Annotated in this window: 17 protein-coding genes; 10 read left to right on the forward strand and 7 right to left on the reverse strand. The window is 59.2% G+C overall.

Annotated elements, in window-relative coordinates:
- The first annotated feature begins 60 nt into the window (after positions 1-60).
- From AB4O11_RS04215 to AB4O11_RS04225, 3 genes are all read left to right on the forward strand, one after another.
- Positions 61-1,029, forward strand: coding sequence for a polyprenyl synthetase family protein (locus AB4O11_RS04215; protein WP_093434797.1), 969 nt, complete (start codon positions 61-63; stop codon positions 1,027-1,029).
- A 181-nt stretch (positions 1,030-1,210) separates the two neighbouring features.
- Entirely contained in the window at positions 1,211-1,552 is a 342-nt protein-coding gene (locus tag AB4O11_RS04220) for a zinc ribbon domain-containing protein YjdM (RefSeq protein WP_016986200.1), read from the forward strand.
- Between the two features lie 205 nt (positions 1,553-1,757).
- Complete coding sequence (locus AB4O11_RS04225) at positions 1,758-2,015, forward strand: PA4570 family protein (protein WP_025108780.1); 258 nt, start codon at positions 1,758-1,760, stop codon at positions 2,013-2,015.
- A gap of 110 nt (positions 2,016-2,125) precedes the next feature.
- Here the strand turns inward: AB4O11_RS04225 and AB4O11_RS04230 are convergent, their stop codons facing one another.
- The 3 genes from AB4O11_RS04230 to AB4O11_RS04240 all read right to left on the reverse strand — a co-directional run bounded on the left by AB4O11_RS04230 (position 2,126) and on the right by AB4O11_RS04240 (position 3,796).
- Positions 2,126-2,743: an FKBP-type peptidyl-prolyl cis-trans isomerase gene (locus AB4O11_RS04230; protein ID WP_008078561.1), complete on the reverse strand. Its 618-nt coding sequence runs from the start codon at positions 2,741-2,743 to the stop codon at positions 2,126-2,128.
- 121 nt (positions 2,744-2,864) lie between these two features.
- Entirely contained in the window at positions 2,865-3,170 is a 306-nt protein-coding gene (locus AB4O11_RS04235; RefSeq protein ID WP_460089015.1) for a DUF6482 family protein, read from the reverse strand.
- Positions 3,171-3,307: 137 nt separating this feature from the next.
- The gene (locus AB4O11_RS04240; RefSeq protein WP_007909801.1) at positions 3,308-3,796 is read right to left on the reverse strand and encodes a TIGR00645 family protein; all 489 of its coding nucleotides are present in this window, start codon (positions 3,794-3,796) and stop codon (positions 3,308-3,310) included.
- 159 nt (positions 3,797-3,955) lie between these two features.
- Here AB4O11_RS04240 and AB4O11_RS04245 point away from each other — a divergent pair, with 159 nt between their 5' ends.
- Positions 3,956-5,785, forward strand: coding sequence for a hypothetical protein (locus AB4O11_RS04245; protein ID WP_460130214.1), 1,830 nt, complete (start codon positions 3,956-3,958; stop codon positions 5,783-5,785).
- Between the two features lie 36 nt (positions 5,786-5,821).
- Here the strand turns inward: AB4O11_RS04245 and AB4O11_RS04250 are convergent, their stop codons facing one another.
- Both AB4O11_RS04250 and AB4O11_RS04255 read right to left on the reverse strand, forming a co-directional pair.
- Positions 5,822-6,136, reverse strand: a complete 315-nt coding sequence (locus AB4O11_RS04250; RefSeq protein ID WP_007909799.1) for a PA4575 family protein — start codon at positions 6,134-6,136, stop codon at positions 5,822-5,824.
- A gap of 325 nt (positions 6,137-6,461) precedes the next feature.
- Positions 6,462-8,900 carry a Lon protease family protein gene (locus AB4O11_RS04255; protein ID WP_460089017.1) on the reverse strand — a complete coding sequence of 813 codons (2,439 nt, stop codon included), beginning with the start codon at positions 8,898-8,900 and terminating at the stop codon, positions 6,462-6,464.
- A gap of 301 nt (positions 8,901-9,201) precedes the next feature.
- On the opposite strand from AB4O11_RS04255, the gene AB4O11_RS04260 reads away from it, so the two are divergent.
- The 4 genes from AB4O11_RS04260 to AB4O11_RS04275 all read left to right on the forward strand — a co-directional run bounded on the left by AB4O11_RS04260 (position 9,202) and on the right by AB4O11_RS04275 (position 12,767).
- On the forward strand, positions 9,202-9,690 hold the full coding sequence (locus AB4O11_RS04260) for a DUF3015 domain-containing protein (RefSeq protein WP_007909797.1): 489 nt from the start codon (positions 9,202-9,204) through the stop codon (positions 9,688-9,690).
- A gap of 94 nt (positions 9,691-9,784) precedes the next feature.
- Positions 9,785-11,638, forward strand: coding sequence for an Lnb N-terminal periplasmic domain-containing protein (locus AB4O11_RS04265; RefSeq protein ID WP_460130216.1), 1,854 nt, complete (start codon positions 9,785-9,787; stop codon positions 11,636-11,638).
- Between the two features lie 208 nt (positions 11,639-11,846).
- Positions 11,847-12,203 carry a hypothetical protein gene (locus AB4O11_RS04270; RefSeq protein WP_093434789.1) on the forward strand — a complete coding sequence of 119 codons (357 nt, stop codon included), beginning with the start codon at positions 11,847-11,849 and terminating at the stop codon, positions 12,201-12,203.
- A 69-nt stretch (positions 12,204-12,272) separates the two neighbouring features.
- Positions 12,273-12,767: a GreA/GreB family elongation factor gene (locus tag AB4O11_RS04275; RefSeq protein ID WP_414925453.1), complete on the forward strand. Its 495-nt coding sequence runs from the start codon at positions 12,273-12,275 to the stop codon at positions 12,765-12,767.
- On the opposite strand, the gene gdhA is transcribed toward AB4O11_RS04275, so the two are convergent.
- Positions 12,764-14,101: an NADP-specific glutamate dehydrogenase gene (gene gdhA / locus AB4O11_RS04280; RefSeq protein WP_194934845.1), complete on the reverse strand. Its 1,338-nt coding sequence runs from the start codon at positions 14,099-14,101 to the stop codon at positions 12,764-12,766. The two genes, AB4O11_RS04275 and gdhA, sit on opposite strands and share 4 nt — an antisense overlap.
- A gap of 347 nt (positions 14,102-14,448) precedes the next feature.
- Positions 14,449-16,113 (reverse strand): energy-dependent translational throttle protein EttA, encoded by a 1,665-nt coding sequence (ettA, locus tag AB4O11_RS04285; protein ID WP_099757230.1) that lies wholly within the window; start codon positions 16,111-16,113, stop codon positions 14,449-14,451.
- A gap of 285 nt (positions 16,114-16,398) precedes the next feature.
- Here ettA and morA point away from each other — a divergent pair, with 285 nt between their 5' ends.
- Both morA and glyA read left to right on the forward strand, forming a co-directional pair.
- The gene (gene morA / locus AB4O11_RS04290) at positions 16,399-20,247 is read left to right on the forward strand and encodes a cyclic di-GMP receptor MorA (protein WP_093434777.1); all 3,849 of its coding nucleotides are present in this window, start codon (positions 16,399-16,401) and stop codon (positions 20,245-20,247) included.
- A 240-nt stretch (positions 20,248-20,487) separates the two neighbouring features.
- The gene (gene glyA / locus AB4O11_RS04295; RefSeq protein WP_093434775.1) at positions 20,488-21,741 is read left to right on the forward strand and encodes a serine hydroxymethyltransferase; all 1,254 of its coding nucleotides are present in this window, start codon (positions 20,488-20,490) and stop codon (positions 21,739-21,741) included.
- The last annotated feature ends 225 nt before the right edge of the window (positions 21,742-21,966 follow it).

Below are 21,966 nucleotides of genomic sequence, written 5' to 3' on the forward strand. Positions count from 1 at the left end.
TGACAGGTCTGGATGGGGGTCCTAGCATGCCGCGCAACCCTTCTGGAGCGACTCTCGCTGATGCAACCCCAAGCTTTCTACCGCGCGGTGGCGGACGATTTTAGCGCCGTCGACGGCATCATCAAGAAGCAGCTGACTTCCCGAGTACCGCTGGTATCGAAAATCGGCGATTACATTACCTCGGCCGGCGGCAAACGTCTGCGTCCTTTATTAGTGTTGCTGTGTGGCAAGGCCCTGGGTCGCGAAGGCGACGACATGCGCCTTTTGGCCGCCACCATCGAATTCCTGCACACCGCCACCCTGCTGCATGACGACGTGGTCGACATGTCCGGCATGCGCCGTGGCCGTTCTACCGCCAACGCCATGTGGGGCAACGCCCCGAGCGTGCTGGTCGGCGATTTCCTGTACTCGCGCTCGTTCGAAATGATGGTCGAACTGGGCTCGATGCCGGTGATGAAGATCCTGTCCCAGGCCACGCGCATCATCGCTGAAGGCGAAGTACTACAACTGTCCAAGGTGCGCGACGCCAGCACCACCGAAGAAACCTATATGGAAGTCATCCGCGGCAAGACCGCGATGCTCTTCGAAGCTTCGACCCACAGCGCCGCTGCATTGGCCGGTGCTACCGCTGAGCAGAGCGAAGCCCTGCGCACCTTCGGTGATCACCTCGGTGTGGCGTTCCAACTGGTCGACGACCTGCTCGACTACAAGGGCGACGCCGAAACCCTGGGCAAGAACGTCGGTGACGATCTGGCCGAAGGCAAACCGACCCTGCCGCTGATCTACACCATGCGTGAAGGTACGGCTGAACAGGCTGCACTGGTGCGTCAGGCGATCCAGAAAGGCGGGATCGAAGACCTGGAAAGCATCCGCATTGCCGTGGAAGCCTCCGGTTCGCTTGAGTACACCGCGCAACTGGCCCGCGATTACGTGGCCCGTGCGATCAAGTGCCTCGATGCCCTGCCGGCCAGCGAATACCGCGATGCGCTGGTTGAACTGAGCGAGTTTGCGGTCGCCCGTACGCACTGATACAGCCCACTGTGGGAGCGAGCCTGCTCGCGAAAGCAATCTGCCAATCGACATCAATGTTGACTGACACACCGCTTTCGCGAGCAGGCTCGCTCCCACAGTTGTTTCTGCGCTATGCCCTCCCTCGCGTAAAACCCTATACAATGTGCGACTTTTAGCGATCCATACCCAAGGAGCCTTAGTGAGCACGTTGCCACCCTGCCCGAAATGCAATTCCGAATACACCTACGAAGACGGTACCCAGCTGGTGTGCCCGGAGTGCGCCCACGAGTGGTCCGCCAGCGGCGAAGCCGAAGTGGCGTCTGATGATGCCGTGAAGAAAGACTCGGTCGGCAACGTCCTGCAGGACGGCGACACCATCACCGTGATCAAGGATCTGAAGGTCAAGGGCACTTCGCTGGTGGTCAAGGTCGGCACCAAGGTCAAGAACATCCGTCTGTGCGATGGCGACCACGATATCGACTGCAAGATCGACGGTATCGGCCCGATGAAACTCAAATCCGAGTTCGTCAGAAAGGTCTGATTCCGTTGTCATCCATCCCGCGCCAGGCGTGGGATGGAGCTTCGCCCTCCCCGCTCTAGCCCAGCAAAACCGCGCAATAGCCAAACGCCAGCCGTTTTGACCTTACGCAATCTTTACCCGGAAAATTTCAGAATCCGCCAATAGACGCTTGCTATTTGGCGAATAAGAATTATTCTCATTGAAACCCTTCAAGGAGATGAGAACCATGACTTATTTGATCGACGCGTGGCTGGATCGCCCACACCCTTACCTCAGAATCCTCCATCGGGAGACCGGTGAAGTCTGTGCGGTGCTTGAAGAAGAAGCCTTGCATGAACTGCAGGATCAAGGGGATCTGGACGTCAGCAGCCTAAATTCCAGCGAACCATTGGTGCTCAAGGAGCTGGTGCGCAATCTGTTCCTGTTCTGCTATGCCCGGGCCTTGCGCCCGACCAGTGAACTGCATCACAAGATAGAAGTATGAGCAGTAATACAAAACATGTGGGAGCGAGCCTGCTCGCGAAGGCTTCAACTCGAATCTCAGTTTAGATCCAGTCGCCTGCATTCGCGAGCAAGCTCGCTCCCACAAAGGTCTTACAGAACGTCCAGCAGCTCGACGTCGAATACCAGAACGCTATGCGGCGGGATGCTGCCAACGCCTTGAGCGCCGTAAGCCAGTTCGCTCGGCACGTACAGACGCCATTTGCTGCCGGCATTCATCAGTTGCAGGGCTTCGGTCCAGCCAGCGATCACGCCGCCAACCGGGAATTCTGCAGGCTGGCCACGCTCGTAGGAGCTGTCGAACACAGTGCCGTCGATCAGTGTGCCGTGGTAGTGAGTACGGACCTGGTCTTCACGGGTAGGCTTGGCGCCTTCGCCCTGAGTCAGCACTTCGAATTGCAGGCCGGAAGCCAGGGTGGTGATGCCGTCACGCTTGGCGTTTTCAGCCAGGAAAGCCAGGCCTTCGCCAGCAGCGGCTTCAGCTTTGGCAGCGGCTTCGGCTTGCATGATTTCGCGGATAACCTTGAAGCTGGCGGACATTTCTTCCTGGCCAACACGGCTTTCCTTGCCGGCGAAAGCGTCGGTCAGACCGGCCAGGATCGCGTCCAGGCTAACGCCCGGTGGCGGGTTGTCGCGCAGCTGGTCGCCCAGTTGACGGCCGATGCCGTAGCTGACGCGGGTTTCGTCGGTGGACAGATTTACTTCGGACATGACACTGCTCCGCTGTGCGGACGGCCACAAGACTTGCCGTGCGAGCACAGCGCGTCCCGGCGCGCCCGGAACCAAAAGGGCGAGCAGACTAGCACAGATGCCCGGCGATGGGGCGCAAGGCCTACAGGGCTGAACGCCAGACGAGCGGCACCTTCAGGCTTTCATCGATACTGCCGGCCAGGCCGCACATTTCGTCATGCACCGAGGTGTGGACAAGATTGAAGGGCAGCACCGGAAACGCATGCAGCAGATCCCGCGCATGCTCCACTGATCGCAGGGTCAGCATCTTGCCTTTGGGATCACTCAACGGATATGCCGCCCCGTGCATCCGCGCTTCGAGCAGATAAATCCCGCCCTCCATGGAGATCAGGTTCAACTCATCGACCTTCCTGGCGATGGCAAACGCATTCAGCTCTTGCAGGTTCATGAACGCACCTCACAAAGTGGCGAGTCAGGACCTCTACAGGGATATGCTTGCGCGCACCAAAGCACAAGCCACAAACGACACCGCCCGTCTGTTTCGCAACAGACGGGCGGTGTTTTTTTGCAGCGATCAACGGTTGATCAGTGCTTGGTGACTTTGTCCAGGTAACCCATGGCGAACGCCGAAACGACGAAGGTCATGTGGATGATCACGTACCACATCAAATGCTCGGGATCGACGTTCTTGGCATCCATGAAGATGCGCAGCAAGTGGATCGAGGAAATTGCCACGATCGAAGCCGCCACTTTCATCTTCAACGACGAAGAGTCCATGGTGCCGAGCCAGCTGAGCTTTTCCTTGCCTTCGTCGATGTTCAGTTCAGAGACGAAGTTCTCGTAGCCGGAAATCATCACCATCACCAGCAGGCCGCCGACCAGTGCCATGTCGATCAGCGACAGCAGCACCAGAATCAGTTCCGACTCGGCCATCGAAAAAACGTTGGGCAGGATGTGGAACACTTCCTGGAAAAACTTCAGTGCCAGCGCCAGCAACCCGAGCGAGAGCCCGATATAGATTGGCGCCAGCAGCCAGCGCGAGGCGTACATTGCATTTTCGATAAAGCGTTCCATTGAATCTCACACAAGGGGGTGGAAATGGCGGCGAGTATACCAGCCCCCTGTGACAGCCAGAAACTGCCCGAAAATCCGCCACCTGCGCGTGTGGATGATTTTTTTCTGCTAGTGTCGAAACCATTGACAGCCCAGTGACTGCAGACAGGACGTGTGGAAATGGATGTGCGATTACCGATAATGACGGCCGGAATTTGCCTTGCTCTGTTGATCAGCGGTTGCTCGCCCGGCGACGAAAAACACGCCACCAGCCTTGAAGAAAAAACGGCAAAGTTCGAACAGTCACTGGACGCCATCACCGACACCAAACTCAAGGACGCCATCACCGAACTCGGCGGCTCACTGCTGCTGCTCGAACGCGCGCAACTCAAGCTCAACGACAATCCGCCCCGCACCGAATACGGTGAAGACGCACTCGCCGTGCTCAAGCACTATCCTGCCCCGCAGGCGCTGGTCGATACGTTTATCAACGGCCTGTTCGTGCTGCACAAGGATGCCAGCTCCGATTACCTCACCGATCTGCAACCGGTGTTCCCGTTCAACCTGAACATTCCCGGCGGCTTCTTGTTTCCACACGGTGTGGAATGGCAGTCGGTGACGTTGAGCAACAAACGCGTGATCGCCTATCAGCCGGAATGGTCGGAAACCGATCCGGGCATTCAGCTCAGCCCCTCCAGCTCCAACGTCACCAACCCCGATGACCTGACCGTGACCTACCCGTTCATTGACGGACTGGACGTGGACAAGAAGTCCCTGCCGCAACCGGTCAGCCTGCAAGGCCAGATCGAAGTCATCGCACCGCGCCGCTTGTACAGCTTCGACCTGACGCAAAAAGACGTCGGCCAGACCCGCAGTAACGACAACCTCAGCGTCAAACTGCTGAAGCTCGAGAACAACTACGCCGAAGTGGAATTCAGCAACAATCTGCCACTGGCGGCGGAAGTCGCAGAGACGCAGCTCAATCCGCTGATCGTCCAGGCCCGCGACAAGACCGGGCAATACCTGATACGCGCCGGCTCGATCAACGAGAGTCCGGAGCAAGTCGCGTTCTACGAAAAACAACTGGCCTACCTGCAACAGCAGAAGGGCTGGAGCGATGCGCTGGAGAAGCAACTCACCGAAGAGCAGCAGGCATTCGAGGACAAGCACCCGCGTCGCTATAACAAGGTCTATTTCAATGGCCCGATCGACACTCTGGAAGTCAGCGTACTCGACTTCTCCTCGGCGACGGTGACGCGCAAATCGCTGGATCTGCCGATTCGCACGTTCAATCAACATACGACGCAGAAGGCCATTCAACCGCTGGATCTGCCAGTGACGGTCTACGACGATCTGGCAGCCAACTGGCTCAAAGGCGCGAGCCTGACCGAGGACCAATTGAAGGCTGGCATCCGCGTCCATCAATACGTTGAAGAACCGAGCGCTGCGCGCATCGAGTTTTCCCATCGCCGTACGTTCAACGATGAACTGCTGGGCGATGACTTCAGCCCGGGGGTCAGCCCTGTCACGTTCTTTACCGAAAAACGCAGTGGCAAACTCGATGAACCGATCGAACTGCCGCCCGAGGCATACCAGGTCGATCCGCTGCGCGCGACGATCACTTACGACCTGAACCTGTTCCCGGAAACCCCGGCGATCGCCGTCGGTTCAATGCCGCTGTTTCTCGCGACTGTGGCCAAGCAGGCATACGACGCCAAGTCCTTGCCCAAAGGTCTGGAGATCAAGAACAACCTGCTGGTGGTGGACCTGAAATTGTTTCCGCCCAACGAATGGCGTTTCTTCGTCAAAGACGACAGCGGCAACTACCTCAAGCAGATTCTTTCTGTCAGCCACGATGCGAGCGCAGAAGGCCCGGCGCTGTTCGGCGTGCACTATTTTTATGGCCGCCCGACGCACGTAGAAACCTATCAGCGCACCGACCTCGCCACTGTGCAATACGGCTTTGAGGTCAAACTCGACCGGGCGCAGGTACCTGAGGCTGCCCACTGAAGAGCCAGATCAAAAGATCGCAACCTGCGGCAGCGCCTACAGGGCGCGGCCACGGCCACCGTTGATCTGCCGCAACTGGGCTTGCAGGTGCAGGCTCCAGATCTGCGGATCATCGGCCAGTTCATAGCCGTGCAAGGTCAGGCTTTCAACGATGGTGTCGAGTATCGATTCGGCGGCGACCGGCCCATGAAACGGGCCCTGAGCTTTGATGGCGGAAGGTTGTTCACCGGCCATGCCGGCCGCGAAGAGCAGCGTCCACATGCCGTTATCGCCGGCCAACGGCTTGATGGCGCATTCGATACGGGTCACCAGACCCAGGCATTGACGGGTGAGACAGAGGTTGCGCGACATGGCGGCGACCCTCGGTGAAGCCGGTATTCAGCCCTCACGGGAGGACTGGCTCGATCCAGTGATACTGTCGATATCCTTGAGCTGAGAATAGAAGAAAAGTCCGCTGCGCAAGCCGAATGAGACCAGAAGGCGCCGAATGGTCATTGTGTGAATATTGGCGTCAGAGTTGTGGCATATCTCCCGAAGATCTCCACAAAAATCAATCTGGAAAAACAACTGTGGGAGCGAGCTTGCTCGCGAATACGGAGTGTCAGGCAACTGATTCGTCGACTGATACGCCGCTTTCGCGAGCAAGCTCGCTCCCACAGGGTTCGCTTTAAGACTGTTAAGCCGGTTTGGCTTCGGCCAGCGCTTCTTGGGCCAACTCTTTCTCGGCTTCCTTGAGGTCTTCTTCGCTGATCATCTCGGCGATGTCGCGCAAGCGCTCGACCACCCGTGCGTTGATGCTGCCTTCCGGGAATTCGCCGTCGGCATTCGGTTCACCGGCCGGTTCGCCCACCAACAGACTCAACGCCTCGTCGGCCTGACGCACCGCGTACACGTGGAACTGCCCGGCACGCACCGCCGCCAACACTTTCTCATCAAGCATCAGCGTGGCCACGTTGGCCTGTGGAATGATTGCGCCCTGCTCGCCAGTCAGCCCGCGCGCTTCACAGAGTCGGAAGAAGCCTTCGATCTTCTCGTTGACCCCGCCCACCGCCTGCACTTCGCCGAACTGGTTGATCGAACCAGTGATCGCAAAGCACTGCTTGAGCGGGGTTTTCGACAGCGCCGAAATCAGCGTGCACGCCTCGCCCAGCGACGCGCTGTCGCCGTCGACGTAACCGTACGACTGCTCCAGCGCGATGCTCGCGGAAATCGCCAGCGGGAATTCCTGGGCATAACGGCTGCCCAGATACCCGGTGAGGATCATCACGCCTTTGGAGTGGATCGGCTGACCGAGGTTGACCTCACGCTCAATGTCGACAATGCCGCTGCCACCCGGGTAAACCGTGGCGGAAATCCGCGCCGGCACACCGAACGCCGAATCGCCGACTTCGAGCACGGTCAGACCGTTGCACTTGCCGACCGCCGCGCCATCGGTGTCGATCAGGATGATCCCGGCAAGCATGTCGTCGAGAATCCGCGCCGACACACGACCGGTGCGCGTGGCCTTGGCTTTCAAGGCACGTTCGATATGCCCGGCATCGGTCATTTCATCGCCGGCCAGGTGACGGATGAAATCCGCTTCGCTGACCAGTTGGAACAGATCGCCAATACGCGCCGACAAACGCCCTTGGTGCTCGGCCAAACGTGCGCTGTAAGTCGCCAGGCGCGCTACCGCATCGGCAGTCAGCGGCGCCATGCCTTCTTCCGAAGTACGGGTTTTCAACAACTGGGCGAATTGCTCCAGGCTCTCGTCGACCATCGGGATGTCTTCGTCGAAATCCACGAGGACGCGGAACATCTCCTGGAAGTCCGGATCGAGGTCTTGCAGCGTGTAGTACAGCGACCGCGCACCGATGATGATGACTTTGACCTGCAACGGAATGTGCTGCGGGTTGAGCGTCACAGTGGCGAAACGGCCCATCTCGCCCAGCGGCGATTCCATTTTCAGCTTGCGCGATTGCAGGGCGCGTTTCAGCGCATCCCACACGAACGGCTCGCTGAGCATTTTTTCCGCTTCAAGAATCAGGAAACCGCCGTTGGCGCGGTGCAAGGCGCCCGGACGCAACTGACGATAAGTGGTGTAGAGCGCGCCCTGATCGGTGGTGTATTCGATGCGACCGAAGAGGTTTTCGTACGTCGGGTGCGGCTCGAAAACGACTGGCGCACCGCCGCTGAGCGGATGACCGACCACCAGGCTCGGTGCGTATTGTTCTTCCAGCAGTTTGCGCGCGACGGCGTCGGTCTTGCTGTCATCGACCAGTTGCTCGACCACGGTTTTCAGCAGATAGACCTGCATGGCTTGCAAGTAACCACAGACCGCAGCGTTCTCGGCGTACTTCTCCGACAGCGGCGACAGCAATGGCTGCAAGGCTAGGGTGATGGTTTCTTCGTTGAGCGCACGCAGTTGATTGTTCGATTCGCGCTTCCACTGCGGCAGGCTGGCGAGTTCTTCGTTCAGACGCTCTTCGAGACCGGAGATGTCCTCGTGGAAACGCTCGCGATCGGCTTCCGGCAACTGGGCGAATTCGGCTTCGTCCAGCGCTTTGCCGTCGAGCATCGGCGTGAAGGCGATATTGCTGCTGTCGCGGTACAGGGCGACGTCTTTTTCCAGGGCCAGGCGCTCGATGATGTCGAGGGCTTTGTCGTAGCGCTGGTTGAATGCACGGTCGATGGCACTTTTCTTTTGCTGATAGGACGGGTGCTCGAACACCGCTGGAAACGTCGCCAGCAAGTTGTCGATCAAACCGTTGATGTCACCGATAAACGCGCCGGCAGTGCCCGAAGGCAGTTCCAGCGCACGCGGCTCGCGCGGCTCATCGAAGTTATTGACGTAGACCCAGTCCGCCGGGGTCTGCAGGCGCTTGCCTTCGGCCTTCAGGTAGCGTTTGACGAACGAGAAACGACCAGTGCCGGGCTCGCCCATGACGAATACGTTGTAACCGGGGCGTGGCATGGCCACACCGAACTGCAAGGCTTCGACCGCGCGTTCCTGGCCGAGCACACCGCGAAAGGGCTCCAGATCATTGGTGGTAGTGAAGCTGAACTGTTCAGCGGAAAACGGACGGGTCAGCGCTTCGGGCGCGAGACGCAAGCTGGCAGCAACAGGATCAGGCATCGGGCTTCCTTAACAATCAGGCGGGGCAGATAGCGGCATTCTGGCGCTGCCCGTGCCCCACTGGCAAGGCGCGCCACACTACAAAGCATAGACAACCGGCCAAGCCTGCGGCCCGCCCCCTGAAACCGGGGTTTATTCCAAATATTTTGCAAAAAACCACGGAACCCCTGGAACGTGCCTAAACTCCAAACTGCGCGGCTGGAACTAATACCGGCCCACTGGCTTCGTTTTGATCTGTTTCGTACAGAGCTTGGGGGGCCAGAACCCTGTCCATTGGTATGCACACAAAGAGAAAAAAGCTATGAAACGGATTCTTCTCGGTACTCTCTTCACCGCTGTATCCATCAACGCAATGGCGCAAGCTCCAGGCGGCCCGGATTGCGGTTGGGGCAACATGCTGTTCGAAGGTCAGCGTGGCACCCCTGCTCACTTCCTCGCTTCCACCACCAACGGCACGTCCGGTAACGCCACCTTCGGGATGACGTCCGGCACCAACGGTTGCTCGACCAACGCATCGCTGACCTACGGCGGCAAATCCTGGTTTGCCATGAATGGCATGATGAACGAGCTGTCCGAAGACATGGCCAAAGGCAACGGCGAAGCGCTGACGACTTATGCCGTGGTACTGGGCGTGGCGCCGGAAGACCGTGCGCACTTCGCTGCTGTGACTCACGAGCACTTCCAGCAGATCTTCAGCAAGGCTGACGTGACCGCTGAAGACGTGCATACCAACACCCTGGCCGTACTGAAATCGGATCCTCGTCTGGCCAAGTACGCAACTCAGGCTTAAGCTCGACCCCACCCGCTTCCTTCGGGAAGCGGGTTTTGTTTTTTCGGCCCGCCCTCATTGGGTCTTTATTTCTTTCCTGTTCAAGTTGCCGACTATGCTCAAACGCCTTGCCTGGCTGGCGCTCTGTGTCTGCGCCCCGCTGTCCGCCGCGCCCCACATCGACCCTCAACGTTTGCAGCAACTGGCCAACGACCACTTCTGGATTTCCCTCGGTCACTACGAAACCGCCAAGCTTGGCGGCTGGCGCAGCTATGTCAGCGACAAGAAGTTCTTTCTTGCGCCCGATGGCAATGAACATCCCGATCATGAGCTGGCGACCACCGTGCAAGCGCTGTACGCCCCGGCCAGTCTTGGCGAGCAACATGCGCAATGTGTTTATCCGGCGCGCACTCGCTGGCTGAAGGCGCAACTCAATCTCAGCGATCTGCCGACACCGGCATGCGCCGAATACAAAAAGTGGTTCAAGGACGTCTCGCCGCACAGCGCGGTGATGATCTTCCCGGCGGCTTATTTGAACAGTCCGTCATCGATGTTCGGCCACACCCTGCTGCGCATCGATCAAGCCGATGTGCAGGCCGACAAGACCTCGCTGCTCAGTTACGCGATCAACTTCGGTGCCTACATCGAAGGTTCGGACAACAGCATTCTGTATGCCTGGAAAGGTTTGATGGGCGGCTATCCCGGGTTGTTCGCGCTGGTGCCCTATCAGGAAAAACTCTCGGAATACCGCAGCCTGGAAAACCGCGATCTGTGGGAATACCGATTGAATCTGACCCAGGAAGAAACCGCGCGCATGGTCGAGCATGTGTGGGAGTTGAAGCAGATCCAGTTCGACTATTTCTTCTTCGACGAAAACTGCTCGTATCGTCTGCTTGAGTTGCTGCAGGTGGCGCGGCCGAGCCTGCGCCTGACCGAACAATTCCCGTTGACCGCAATTCCCACCGACACCGTCAAAGCGGTGAAGGAAGCCGGGCTGGTGGAAAGTATCGAATACCGCCCGTCCCGCGAGCGCGAATTGCTCAGCCGTGCCGAGCCTTTGAACAGTGACGAACAGCAATGGGTGCTGAACGTCAGCGCCGATCAACAGCAGTTGCAGGATCCGGCGTTCAAAGCCCTGCCCCGCGACCGTCAAGCGTTGATCATCGACGCGGCATATCGTCTGGAGCGCTACCGCGCCAACGGCCAGGAACGCGATCCACAACGGGCACAGCGCAGCTTTGAACTGCTGCGGGCGATCAACAAGAACCCCGCCCCCGAACTGGACATCCCACAACCGGGCTTGCCCGAAGACGGCCACGAATCGCGCACCTGGCAGGCCGGTCTCGGCACCCGTGGCGACCGTGCGTTCGGTGAGTACGGCTTGCGCATGGCGTATCACGACCTGAATGACAACGCCGAAAGCTTCCCGCTCGGCGCGCAGATTGAAATCCTGCAGATGAAGCTACGTCAGTACGAGGGCAATCACTGGCAGTTCCAGCAACTGGATCTGGCGACCATTCGTTCGCTGACACCGCGCAATGAGCTGCTGCAGCCACTGTCGTGGCAAGTCACTGGTGGTCTTGAGCGCGTACCGGGCAAGCACGATGACGAGACGCTGGTCAGCCACGTCAATGGTGGCGGTGGCGGCACTTGGGCGTTGGGTGATGACGTATTGGGTTTTGCCCTCGGCACCGTGCGCGTCGAGCACAACAATGACTTCGCCGAATTCGTCTCCCCGGCCGGCGGTTTCAATACCGGCGTGCTGTGGAAAAACCCGCTGGGCAATCTCAGCCTCGAAGCCAAAGGTGATTACTTTTTCAATGGCGAAGTGCGCCGCAGTCTGAGTCTGAATCAGCAGTGGGAGTTGTCGCGCAACCTTGGTTTGCGCCTGAGTGCGCAGCGTGAGTTCAGCCATCTCGCCACCCCGGAAACCGAGGTCATGCTTGAAGTGAAGTGGTATCACTACTGATCCCAAAACCAATGTGGGAGCGAGCTTGCTCGCGAAAGCGGTGGGTCAGTCGATATCAGAGTTGCCTGACACGAAGCCTTCGCGAGCAAGCTCGCTCCCACAGGGGATTTGTGGTGTTAATGGATTTTTCACGGCGCTTCGACAGCCGCCTCATGAATCAGCTTCTAGACTTTCCCCATAGGCCGGAGAACCGGCGCGGGAGAGTGCGATGTGGCGGTGTGCGGGTTTGCTGGGTGTTGTGCTGTTACTGGGCGGTTGCCAGACCACCCATGAAGATCTGATCGCCAAGGGTTATCCACCGGCCTTCGCCGACGGCTTCGATGACGGTTGTGTCAGCGGTCGTCAGGCGGCGGGTTCGATCAGCGGCGAGTTTCGCAAGAACGTGCCGCGCTATCTGAAGGACAAGCAATACGCCGAAGGCTGGACCGACGGCTTCCGCCAGTGTCAGGCAATGCTGGAAAACAAGGACCGCGAACAGTATCGCAATGAACATTGGGACGAACGCGAGCGCGCCTGGCAGCAACAGAAAGATCAGGACGCCGGGCGGGCCTATCGCTCGCAATAGTCGTTTCCAGACATCCAGTGAAACCAAATGCCTGCGAGCATGGCCCAAACCTCATACGAGGAGGACACCATGAGTCGCGCATTCGTCAACGAAGACAACGCCGCCGCGCAAGCCGATCAGCCGGTAGAACGGCAGGTCAGCACGCAGCCCAACTACGTCACTGCTCAAGGGCTCGCGCAGCTGCAGGAGAAAGTCGCCGAACTGCAAACCTTGCATGCCGAACAATCGGCCAAAGGAGAGCAGGCTGACAAGCAGCGTCTGGCGGATCTGGAAAGGGATTTGCGGTATTTCAATCAACGCCTGAGCAGCGCACAAGTCGCGGTTGCCGCGACCTCCACCGACAAAGTGCAGATCGGCAGTTGGGTGACCTACGCCGACGAACACGACACCGAACGCCGGGTGCAACTGGTCGGCGAAGATCAGGCCGATGCCAGCAAAGGCCTGATCAATTGGGGCTCACCCTTGGGCCGGGCGCTGTTCGGTGCCCGGCTCAATGACGAGGTGCTGTGGCAGCGCCCCGCCGGCGATCAAGTGATTGAAGTGATCCGCATCGAACCGGCTTAAACCACGCCCTGCGCGAGCATTGCGTCGGCGACTTTGACGAAGCCGGCGATGTTCGCGCCTTTGACGTAGTTGATGCGCCCGTTCTCTTCGCCGTAATGCACGCAAGCGTGGTGGATCGACTGCATGATCGCGTGCAGCTTGCTGTCCACCTCACCTGCCGTCCACAGCAAGCGCATGGCGTTCTGCGACATCTCCAGACCACTCACCGCCACACCGCCAGCGTTGGACGCTTTGCCCGGCGCAAACAGAATCCCGGCCTCGATAAAGATATCCACAGCCTCGAGCGTGGTCGGCATGTTCGCGCCCTCAGCTACGCACACGCAGCCATTGCGCAGCAGTGTGCGCGCGGCTTCGGCGTCGAGTTCGTTCTGCGTAGCGCACGGCAGCGCGATATCGCACGGCAACGACCACGGCAACTGACCGGCGCGGAATTCCAGGCCGAACGCTGCCGCCAGTTCGCTGATGCGTCCGCGTTTGACGTTTTTCAGTTCCAGCAGTGCCAGCCACTGCTCTTCGCTCAGCCCGGCTTCGCAATACAACGTGCCTTCGGAGTCGGACAGGGAAATCACCTTGCCGCCCAGGTCCATCACCTTGCGCGCCGCGTATTGCGCGACGTTGCCGGAACCGGAGATCGCCACACGCTTGCCTTCGACGGTCTGCCCGCGACGCTTGAGCATTTCTTCAGCGAAATATACGCAGCCGAAACCGGTGGCTTCCGGACGAATCAGGCTGCCGCCGTAGGTCATGCCTTTGCCGGTCAGCACACTGGTGAACTGGTTGCTCAGGCGCTTGTACTGGCCAAACAGGAAACCGATCTCGCGCGCACCGACGCCGATGTCACCGGCCGGCACGTCAACGTCGGCGCCGATGTGGCGGTACAACTCGCTCATGAACGCCTGGCAGAAACGCATGACTTCAGCGTCGCTCTTGCCCTTCGGATCGAAGTCGGAGCCGCCCTTGCCGCCGCCCATTGGCAGCGAGGTCAGGGAGTTTTTGAAGGTCTGTTCGAAGGCGAGGAATTTCAGCACGCCCATGTTCACCGACGGATGGAAACGCAGGCCACCCTTGTACGGGCCGATGGCGCTGTTCATCTGGATGCGGAACCCGCGATTGACCTGGACCTTGCCCTGATCGTCGACCCACGACACGCGAAACATCACCGCGCGCTCCGGCTCGCAAATGCGCTCCAGAATCCCCGAGCTCAGGTAATGCGGATTGGCTTCGAGAAACGGCCACAAACTGCGCAGGACTTCTTCGACGGCCTGGTGGAATTCGGGTTGATCCGGATCGCGTTTTTTCAGGCGAGCGAGGAAGGATTCGACGGATTCGATCATGGGAAAAGTCTCGGCAAATTTATTGTCGTTGGAGGAGATTGGGCCGGACTGTAACAAACGAATTGCGCACAGGAACAGAGCAAAATGTCGCAGTTATGAAATTAAATGGTGCACAGGATATAAATCAGGCCGGTTTTTGGACCTGCTTTGCACTCTAATGGTGAGATTAGATTCACGTCATGCACCAACAGTTACAGCCCCTTCGCGAGCAAGCTCGCTCCCACATTTGAAATGCGTTCCCCTGTGGGAGCGAGCTTGCTCGCGAAGGGTTCGACTCGGTTAAACCTGAAAAACACAAAAAAAAACGGAGCCCGAAGGCTCCGTTTTTTCATGCAACCAACCCGATATCAGGCCAGTTTCTTGTGACGTACCCGGTGTGGCTGAGCAGCCGCTTCGCCGAGACGCTTTTTACGATCCGCTTCGTACTCGGTGTAGTTGCCTTCGAAGAACACCGCTTGCGAGTCATCTTCGTACGCCAGGATGTGCGTCGCCACACGGTCCAGGAACCACCGATCGTGAGAGATCACAATGGCAGCGCCCGGGAAGTCCAGCAGGGCTTCTTCCAGGGAACGCAGGGTTTCCACGTCGAGGTCGTTGGACGGTTCGTCGAGCAGCAGGACGTTGCCGCCCTCCTTCAGAGTCAGCGCCAGGTGCAGACGACCGCGCTCACCACCGGACAGATCCTTGACGAACTTCTGCTGATCGCCGCCCTTGAAGTTGAAACGACCGACGTAGGTACGCGACGGGATCTCGTAGTTGCCGATGCGGATCTGGTCGGAACCGTCGGAGATTTGCTGGAATACAGTCTTGCTGCCATCCAGGTCATCACGGCTCTGGTCAACGCAGGCCAGTTGCACGGTTTCACCGACTTCGATGCTGCCCGAATCCGGTTGTTCCTTGCCCATCAGCATGCGGAACAGGGTCGACTTACCGGCACCGTTACCGCCGATCACGCCGACAATGGCGCCTTTCGGCATCGAGAACGACAGGTTGTCGATCAGCACGCGATCGCCGTAGCCCTTGGTGACGTTCTTGAATTCGATGACCTTGTCGCCCAGGCGCGGACCGGCCGGGATGTAGATCTCGTTGGTTTCGCTGCGTTTCTGGAATTCCTGCGATTGCATTTCTTCGAAGCGTTGCAGACGCGCCTTGGATTTCGACTGGCGGGCTTTCGCGCCTTTGCGCACCCACTCCAGTTCTTCTTTCATGGCTTTTTCGTGCGCCGACTGCTGCTTGGATTCAGCGGCCAGACGATCGGACTTGGCTTCAAGCCAACCGGAGTAGTTGCCTTCGTATGGAATGCCCGCGCCGCGGTCGAGTTCGAGAATCCAGCCAGCGACGTTATCGAGGAAGTAACGGTCGTGCGTGATCGCTACCACAGTGCCCGGGAAGTCGTGGAGGAAGTGCTCCAGCCACGCCACCGAGTCGGCGTCCAAGTGGTTGGTCGGTTCGTCGAGCAGCAGCATGTCCGGCGCGGACAGCAGCAGACGGCACAGGGCCACACGGCGTTTTTCACCACCGGACAGGTGTTCTACTTTGGCGTCCCAGGCCGGCAGACGCAGCGCATCGGCGGCGACTTCCAGTTGACGCTCAAGGTTGTGACCATCGCTGGCCTGCAGGATCGCTTCGAGTTTGGCTTGCTCGGCGGCCAGCTTGTCGAAGTCGGCATCCGGATCGGCGTAAGCGGCGTAGACCTCGTCCAGACGCGCTTGCGCATCCTTGATCACGCTGACCGCTTCCTCGACCACTTCACGCACGGTCTTGGTCGGATCAAGTTGTGGCTCTTGCGGCAGATAACCGATGTTCAGGTCCGGCATCGGACGGGCTTCGCCCTCGAACTCGGTGTCGACGCCAGCCATGATTTTCAGCAGCGTGGACTTACCCGAACCGTTGAGGCCGAGTACACCGATCTTGGCGCCGGGGAAGAACGACAGCGAAATGTTTTTGAGAATTTCCCGCTTCGGCGGAACAACTTTGCCCAGCCGATGCATGGTGAAGACGTATTGAGCCATGGAGAACCTTGGGTCAGTGACAGATGAATGATTGCAGCGCAGGCGAAGCCCGGCCAGACCATGCGCGTCGTTCACTTGATGGTTATCAATGCGTGCGCGCTGAAAAAGTCTGAGTCTAGGAGCTGGAACGCTCCCGCGTAACCGGCAAAGCTACCTTAATGACCGGTGGCAGTCCAGCCGCGCGGGGCTGGCACTTCGCCACGACTCAAGGCATGCTAGCCGCCCTTTGGGCGTCCGGCTTATAGTGCACGTCGCGCCAGTCCAGCCAAATCGCAGGATCACAGCTTGTCCAATGTCACTCCGCCAGCTTCTGTGAGCAGCACCCCACCGGCGCCCGGCTCGTCCCTGCGCGGTACATTAAAGGGTGCGCTGGCGACGCTCGTGCTTTTATTGCTGGCGTTGCTGTTCTGGCAACTGCTCGATCAACTGCGCGAAACCCAGAAAAACCAGCGTCAGTACACCATCGATTACACCGCCGACCTCGCCGCGCAGGTCAGCCTGAACATGGCGCTGAACGCGCAAATCGCCCTCAATCTGCTACCGATCGTCGAACAACCGCAATCAGCCGACGAACAGCAGGTGCTATTGCGCAAGCTCCAGCAATCCTTGCCTGACCTGCGCAGCCTGGCCCTGCTCACCCCTTCCGGCAAAATCATCAGCGACAGTGACGACAACAGCCACGACGCCAGCTACCTCACCGAACTGGTACGCCGCAGCCGTGCACAGGCGCATTACTTCAGCAACGCCGACGACGGTTCTGTGGTGCATCTGTTATTGCATCAGGCCAGCGGCAGCACGCGCGGTTATTGGGCATTGCGCCTGACTCCGACGTTCTTCGACTCGCTGACCAAACAGGGCGAAACCGGCATCCGCCCGTTGTGGCTGGTGGAAAACCGCCTCAATCATCAGATCATCAGCCGTGACGAAGCGCAGCCCTCGGCCAAGGCTGGCGTCTTGAGTCCGGACGACATGGCCAACACGGTGTTGACCGTGCCGCTGAGCAGCAGCGACTGGCAGTTGCGTGGTCTGTTTGACCGCCAGCGTGTGCTCGAAGAACTGCTGCCGGCGTTCATCGGCAAATGCCTGCTGGGCCTGGCGTTCTCGATGTTGCCGGTGATTGCCCTGCTCAACATGCGCCGGCGCCAGCGCCAGTTGCATGAGGGTCGCCGGCGTTATCAGGACATCTTCGAAGGCACTGGCGTGGCCCTCTGTGTGCTGGACCTGTCCGGTCTGAAGCAGGTCTTCGACAAGGCGCAGATCCAGACCAGCGACCAGCTCAAGGCCTGGCTCGACCAACCGGCGCAGCGCCAGCAACTGTTGCAGGAACTGCGCGTCACCGAGGTCAACCAGGTCGCGCTGCAACTGCTTAACGTCAACTCCTGCGAGCACGCCTGGCAGCTGTTGATCGACGGCCATCCGCACCGCCAGTGCGCCATCGGCAATCAAGTGCTCGACGCTGTGTTGCAGCAACAAAAGCAGCTGGAACTGGAAATCAAACTGCCGGACATCAACGGCCGCGACCAGCACCTGTGGATGGTGTTGCGTCTGCCGACCGAGCAGCACGACTACAAAGCGGTGATCCTCAGCATCAACGACATCACCAGCCGCAAGCTGATCGAACTGTCGCTGCTCGAACGTGAAGGCTTCTGGTCAGACGTGGTGCGCACCGTGCCGGATCATCTGTATGTGCAGGACGTGATCAGCCAGCGGATGATTTTCAGCAACCACCACCTCGGTCAGACCCTCGGCTACAACCGCACCGAACTGCACCAGATGGGTGAGTATTTCTGGGAAATCCTCCTGCACCCGGAAGATGCCGACTACTACCATCGCTCGCGGCAGATGCAGCGCCACGCCGGTTACAGTCAGTTGCTCCAGTGCCAGTTGCGTTTCCGCCATCGCGACGGCAAATGGCGGCGTTTCGATATTCGCGAACAGGCACTGGCACGGGACAAACACGATCAGGTCACGCGGATCATCGGCGTGGCCAAGGACATCACCGAACAGATCGAAGCCAGCGAATCCCTGCGCGACAGCGAGCAGCGCTACCGCATGCTCGCCGAAAGCATCAGCGACGTGATTTTCTCCACCGACAGTAAGCTCTCGCTGAACTACGTCAGCCCGTCGGTGCAGGCCGTGCTGGGTTATGACGCGGAGTGGATTTTCCAGAACGGCTGGCAATCGACTATCGCCAACCCGCAACAACTGAGCGGCATCTACACGCTGATGGATCGCGTCAGCAAGGCGCTGGACAAACCCGAGCAACTGGCGGTGTTGCGCAATCAGGTACAGACGCAATTGTTCCTGTTCGACTGCCTGCGCGCCGATGGCCGCAAGATCCCGATCGAGCTGCGTCTGGTGCTGGTGTGGGATGAACATGGCGCGTTCGAAGGCGTACTCGGTGTCGGTCGCGACATCAGCCAGCAGCGCCGCGCCGAGAAAGACCTGCGCATGGCCGCCACGGTTTTCGAACACTCGACCTCGGCGATCCTGATCACCGACCCGGCCGGTTACATCGTGCAAGCCAACGAAGCCTTTAGTCGCGTCAGCGGTTACGCCGTGAGCGAAGTGCTCGACCAATTGCCGAACATGCTCACCGTTGATGAGCAACAGGACGCGCACCTGCGCTACGTGCTCAAACAATTGCATCAGCACAGCACCTGGGAAGGCGAAGTCTGGCTCAAGCGCCGTAACGGCGAGCATTACCCGGCGTGGGTCGGCATCACCGCGGTGCTCGACGACGAAGGCGATCTGGCCAGTTACGTGTGCTTCTTCAGCGATATCAGCGAACGCAAGGCCAGCGAGCAGCGGATTCACCGCCTCGCCTACTACGACGCCCTGACCCACTTGCCGAACCGCACGCTGTTCCAGGATCGTCTGCACACCGCGCTGCAATCGGCCGAGCGGCAGAAATCGTGGGTGGTGCTGATGTTCCTCGACCTCGACCGCTTCAAACCGATCAACGACTCCCTCGGTCACGCCGCTGGCGACCGCATGTTGAAAGACATGGCCACGCGCCTGTTGGCCTGCGTCGACGATGACGACACCGTGGCGCGCATGGGCGGCGACGAATTCACACTGCTGCTGCAACATCGCTCCAGCCGCGAACTGGCGCTGAACCGGGCGATTCATGTGGCCGAGCAGATCCTCGGCAGCCTGGTGCGGCCATTCGTGCTCGAAGGCCGCGAGTTCTTCGTCACCGCCAGTATCGGCATCGCCCTGAGTCCACAGGACGGCAACGAACTCAGCCAGTTGATGAAGAACGCCGACACCGCGATGTACCACGCCAAGGAGCGCGGCAAGAACAACTTCCAGTTCTATCAGGCCGACATGAACGCCAGTGCGCTGGAGCGTCTGGAACTGGAAAGCGATTTGCGCCACGCCTTGGAACAGAACGAATTCGTCCTGTATTACCAACCGCAATTCAGCGGTGACGGCAAACGCCTGACCGGCGCCGAAGCGCTGTTGCGCTGGCGCCATCCGCGCCGTGGCCTGGTGCCGCCGGGGGATTTCATTCCGGTGCTGGAAGAGCTGGGTCTGGTGGTGGACGTCGGCGACTGGGTGATCAGCGAGGCGTGCCGTCAGCTGAAGACCTGGCACCAGAATCGTGTGCGTGTGCCGAAGGTGTCGGTGAACATCTCGGCGCGGCAATTTTCCGATGGCCAACTCGGCACGCGGATCGCCACAATCCTGCGTGAAACCGGCCTGCCACCGGCGTGTCTGGAGCTGGAGCTGACCGAAAGTATCCTGATGCGCGAAGTCAGCGAAGCGATGCAGATTCTCGCCGGGCTGAAAAACCTTGGCCTGAGCATTGCGGTCGACGACTTCGGCACCGGTTACTCATCGCTGAACTACCTAAAACAATTCCCGATCGACGTGTTGAAGATTGACCGCACCTTTGTCGATGGTTTGCCGTCCGGTGAGCAGGACGCGCAGATCGCCCGGGCGATCATCGCCATGGCGCATAGCCTGAATCTGGCGGTGATCGCCGAGGGCGTGGAAACCCATGAACAGCTGGACTTCTTGCGTGAGCATGGTTGCGATGAGGTTCAGGGGTATCTGTTCGGGCGGCCGATGCCGGCGGGGCGGTTTGAGGCGCAGTTCAGTAATGATGCACTGTTCATGTTCGACTGAAGTCCTGCGGCGCGGCATTCGCGAGCAGGCTCGCTCCCACAAGGGATTGATGTCGGTCAGGAAATCGCAAGAGCACCCCGGTTACTGTGGGAGCGAGCCTGCTCGCGAAGAGGCCTTCAAAAGCACCGCACATCTGTCATGAACGCCACTTGTCTGCGACATGATGTCGTTTCATATGCCATCCAAAACCCATTGGGTTAGAATGCCCCCCTTTTCTGCCCCCGATCCTTGAGGACCGCCATGTTCAGCCGTGATTTGACTATTGCCAAGTACGACGCCGACCTTTTTGCCGCCATGGAGCAAGAAGCTCAGCGCCAGGAAGAACACATTGAGCTGATCGCTTCGGAAAACTACACCAGCCCAGCGGTGATGGAAGCTCAAGGCTCGGTCCTGACCAACAAGTACGCTGAAGGCTACCCAGGCAAGCGTTACTACGGTGGTTGCGAGTACGTTGACGTTGTTGAGCAACTGGCCATCGACCGCGCCAAGGAACTGTTCGGCGCCGATTACGCCAACGTTCAGCCGCACGCCGGTTCGCAAGCCAACGCCGCTGTTTACCTGGCCCTGCTGCAAGGTGGCGACACCATTCTGGGCATGAGCCTGGCCCACGGTGGTCACCTGACCCACGGCGCCAGCGTTTCCTCCTCCGGCAAGCTGTACAACGCCGTACAGTACGGCATCGACGCCAACGGCCTGATCGACTACGACGAAGTCGAGCGTCTGGCGGTTGAACACAAGCCGAAAATGATCGTGGCCGGTTTCTCTGCCTACTCGCAGATTCTCGACTTCCCACGCTTCCGCGCCATCGCCGACAAAGTCGGTGCTTATCTGTTCGTCGACATGGCTCACGTAGCCGGTCTGGTTGCCGCTGGCGTTTACCCGAACCCGGTGCCTTTCGCTGACGTCGTGACCACCACCACGCACAAGACCCTGCGCGGTCCACGTGGTGGCCTGATCCTGGCTCGCGCCAACGCCGAGATCGAGAAGAAGCTGAACTCCGCGGTATTCCCGGGCGCCCAGGGTGGCCCGCTGGAGCACGTGATCGCCGCTAAAGCGATCTGCTTCAAGGAAGCGCTGCAGCCTGAGTTCAAGGCCTACCAGGAACAAGTGGTGCTGAACGCCCAGGCCATGGCCGAAGTGTTCATCGAGCGCGGTTTCGACGTAGTGTCGGGCGGTACCAAGAACCACCTGTTCCTGCTGTCGCTGATCAAGCAGGACATCTCCGGTAAAGACGCCGACGCCGCGCTGGGCAAAGCGTTCATCACCGTGAACAAGAACTCCGTGCCAAACGATCCACGCTCGCCGTTCGTCACGTCCGGCCTGCGCTTCGGTACTCCGGCTGTGACCACTCGCGGCTTTAAGCAAGCCGAGTGCAAAGAGCTGGCTGGCTGGATCTGCGACATCCTGGCTGACCTGAACAACGAAGCGGTGATCGACGCCGTTCGTGAGAAAGTCAAAGCCATCTGCAAGAAACTGCCGGTATACGGCGCTTAATTGCGACGTTAAACCCGCAGCATGAAAAACCGGCCAAGTGATTGGCCGGTTTTTTTTCGTCCCTGATTTCCCGTGTAGGAGCTGCCGAAGGCTGCGATCCTTTGATCTGGATCTTAAAAACAAGATCAGAAGATCGCAGCCTTCGGCATCTCCTACGCGGATATGGCCACTGGTCAGACCGGCCATGCCAATTTTGATATTTTCACTTGTCATCGCGAAAAAACC

It is taken from the genome of Pseudomonas sp. H1_D05 (genome assembly GCF_054682705.1).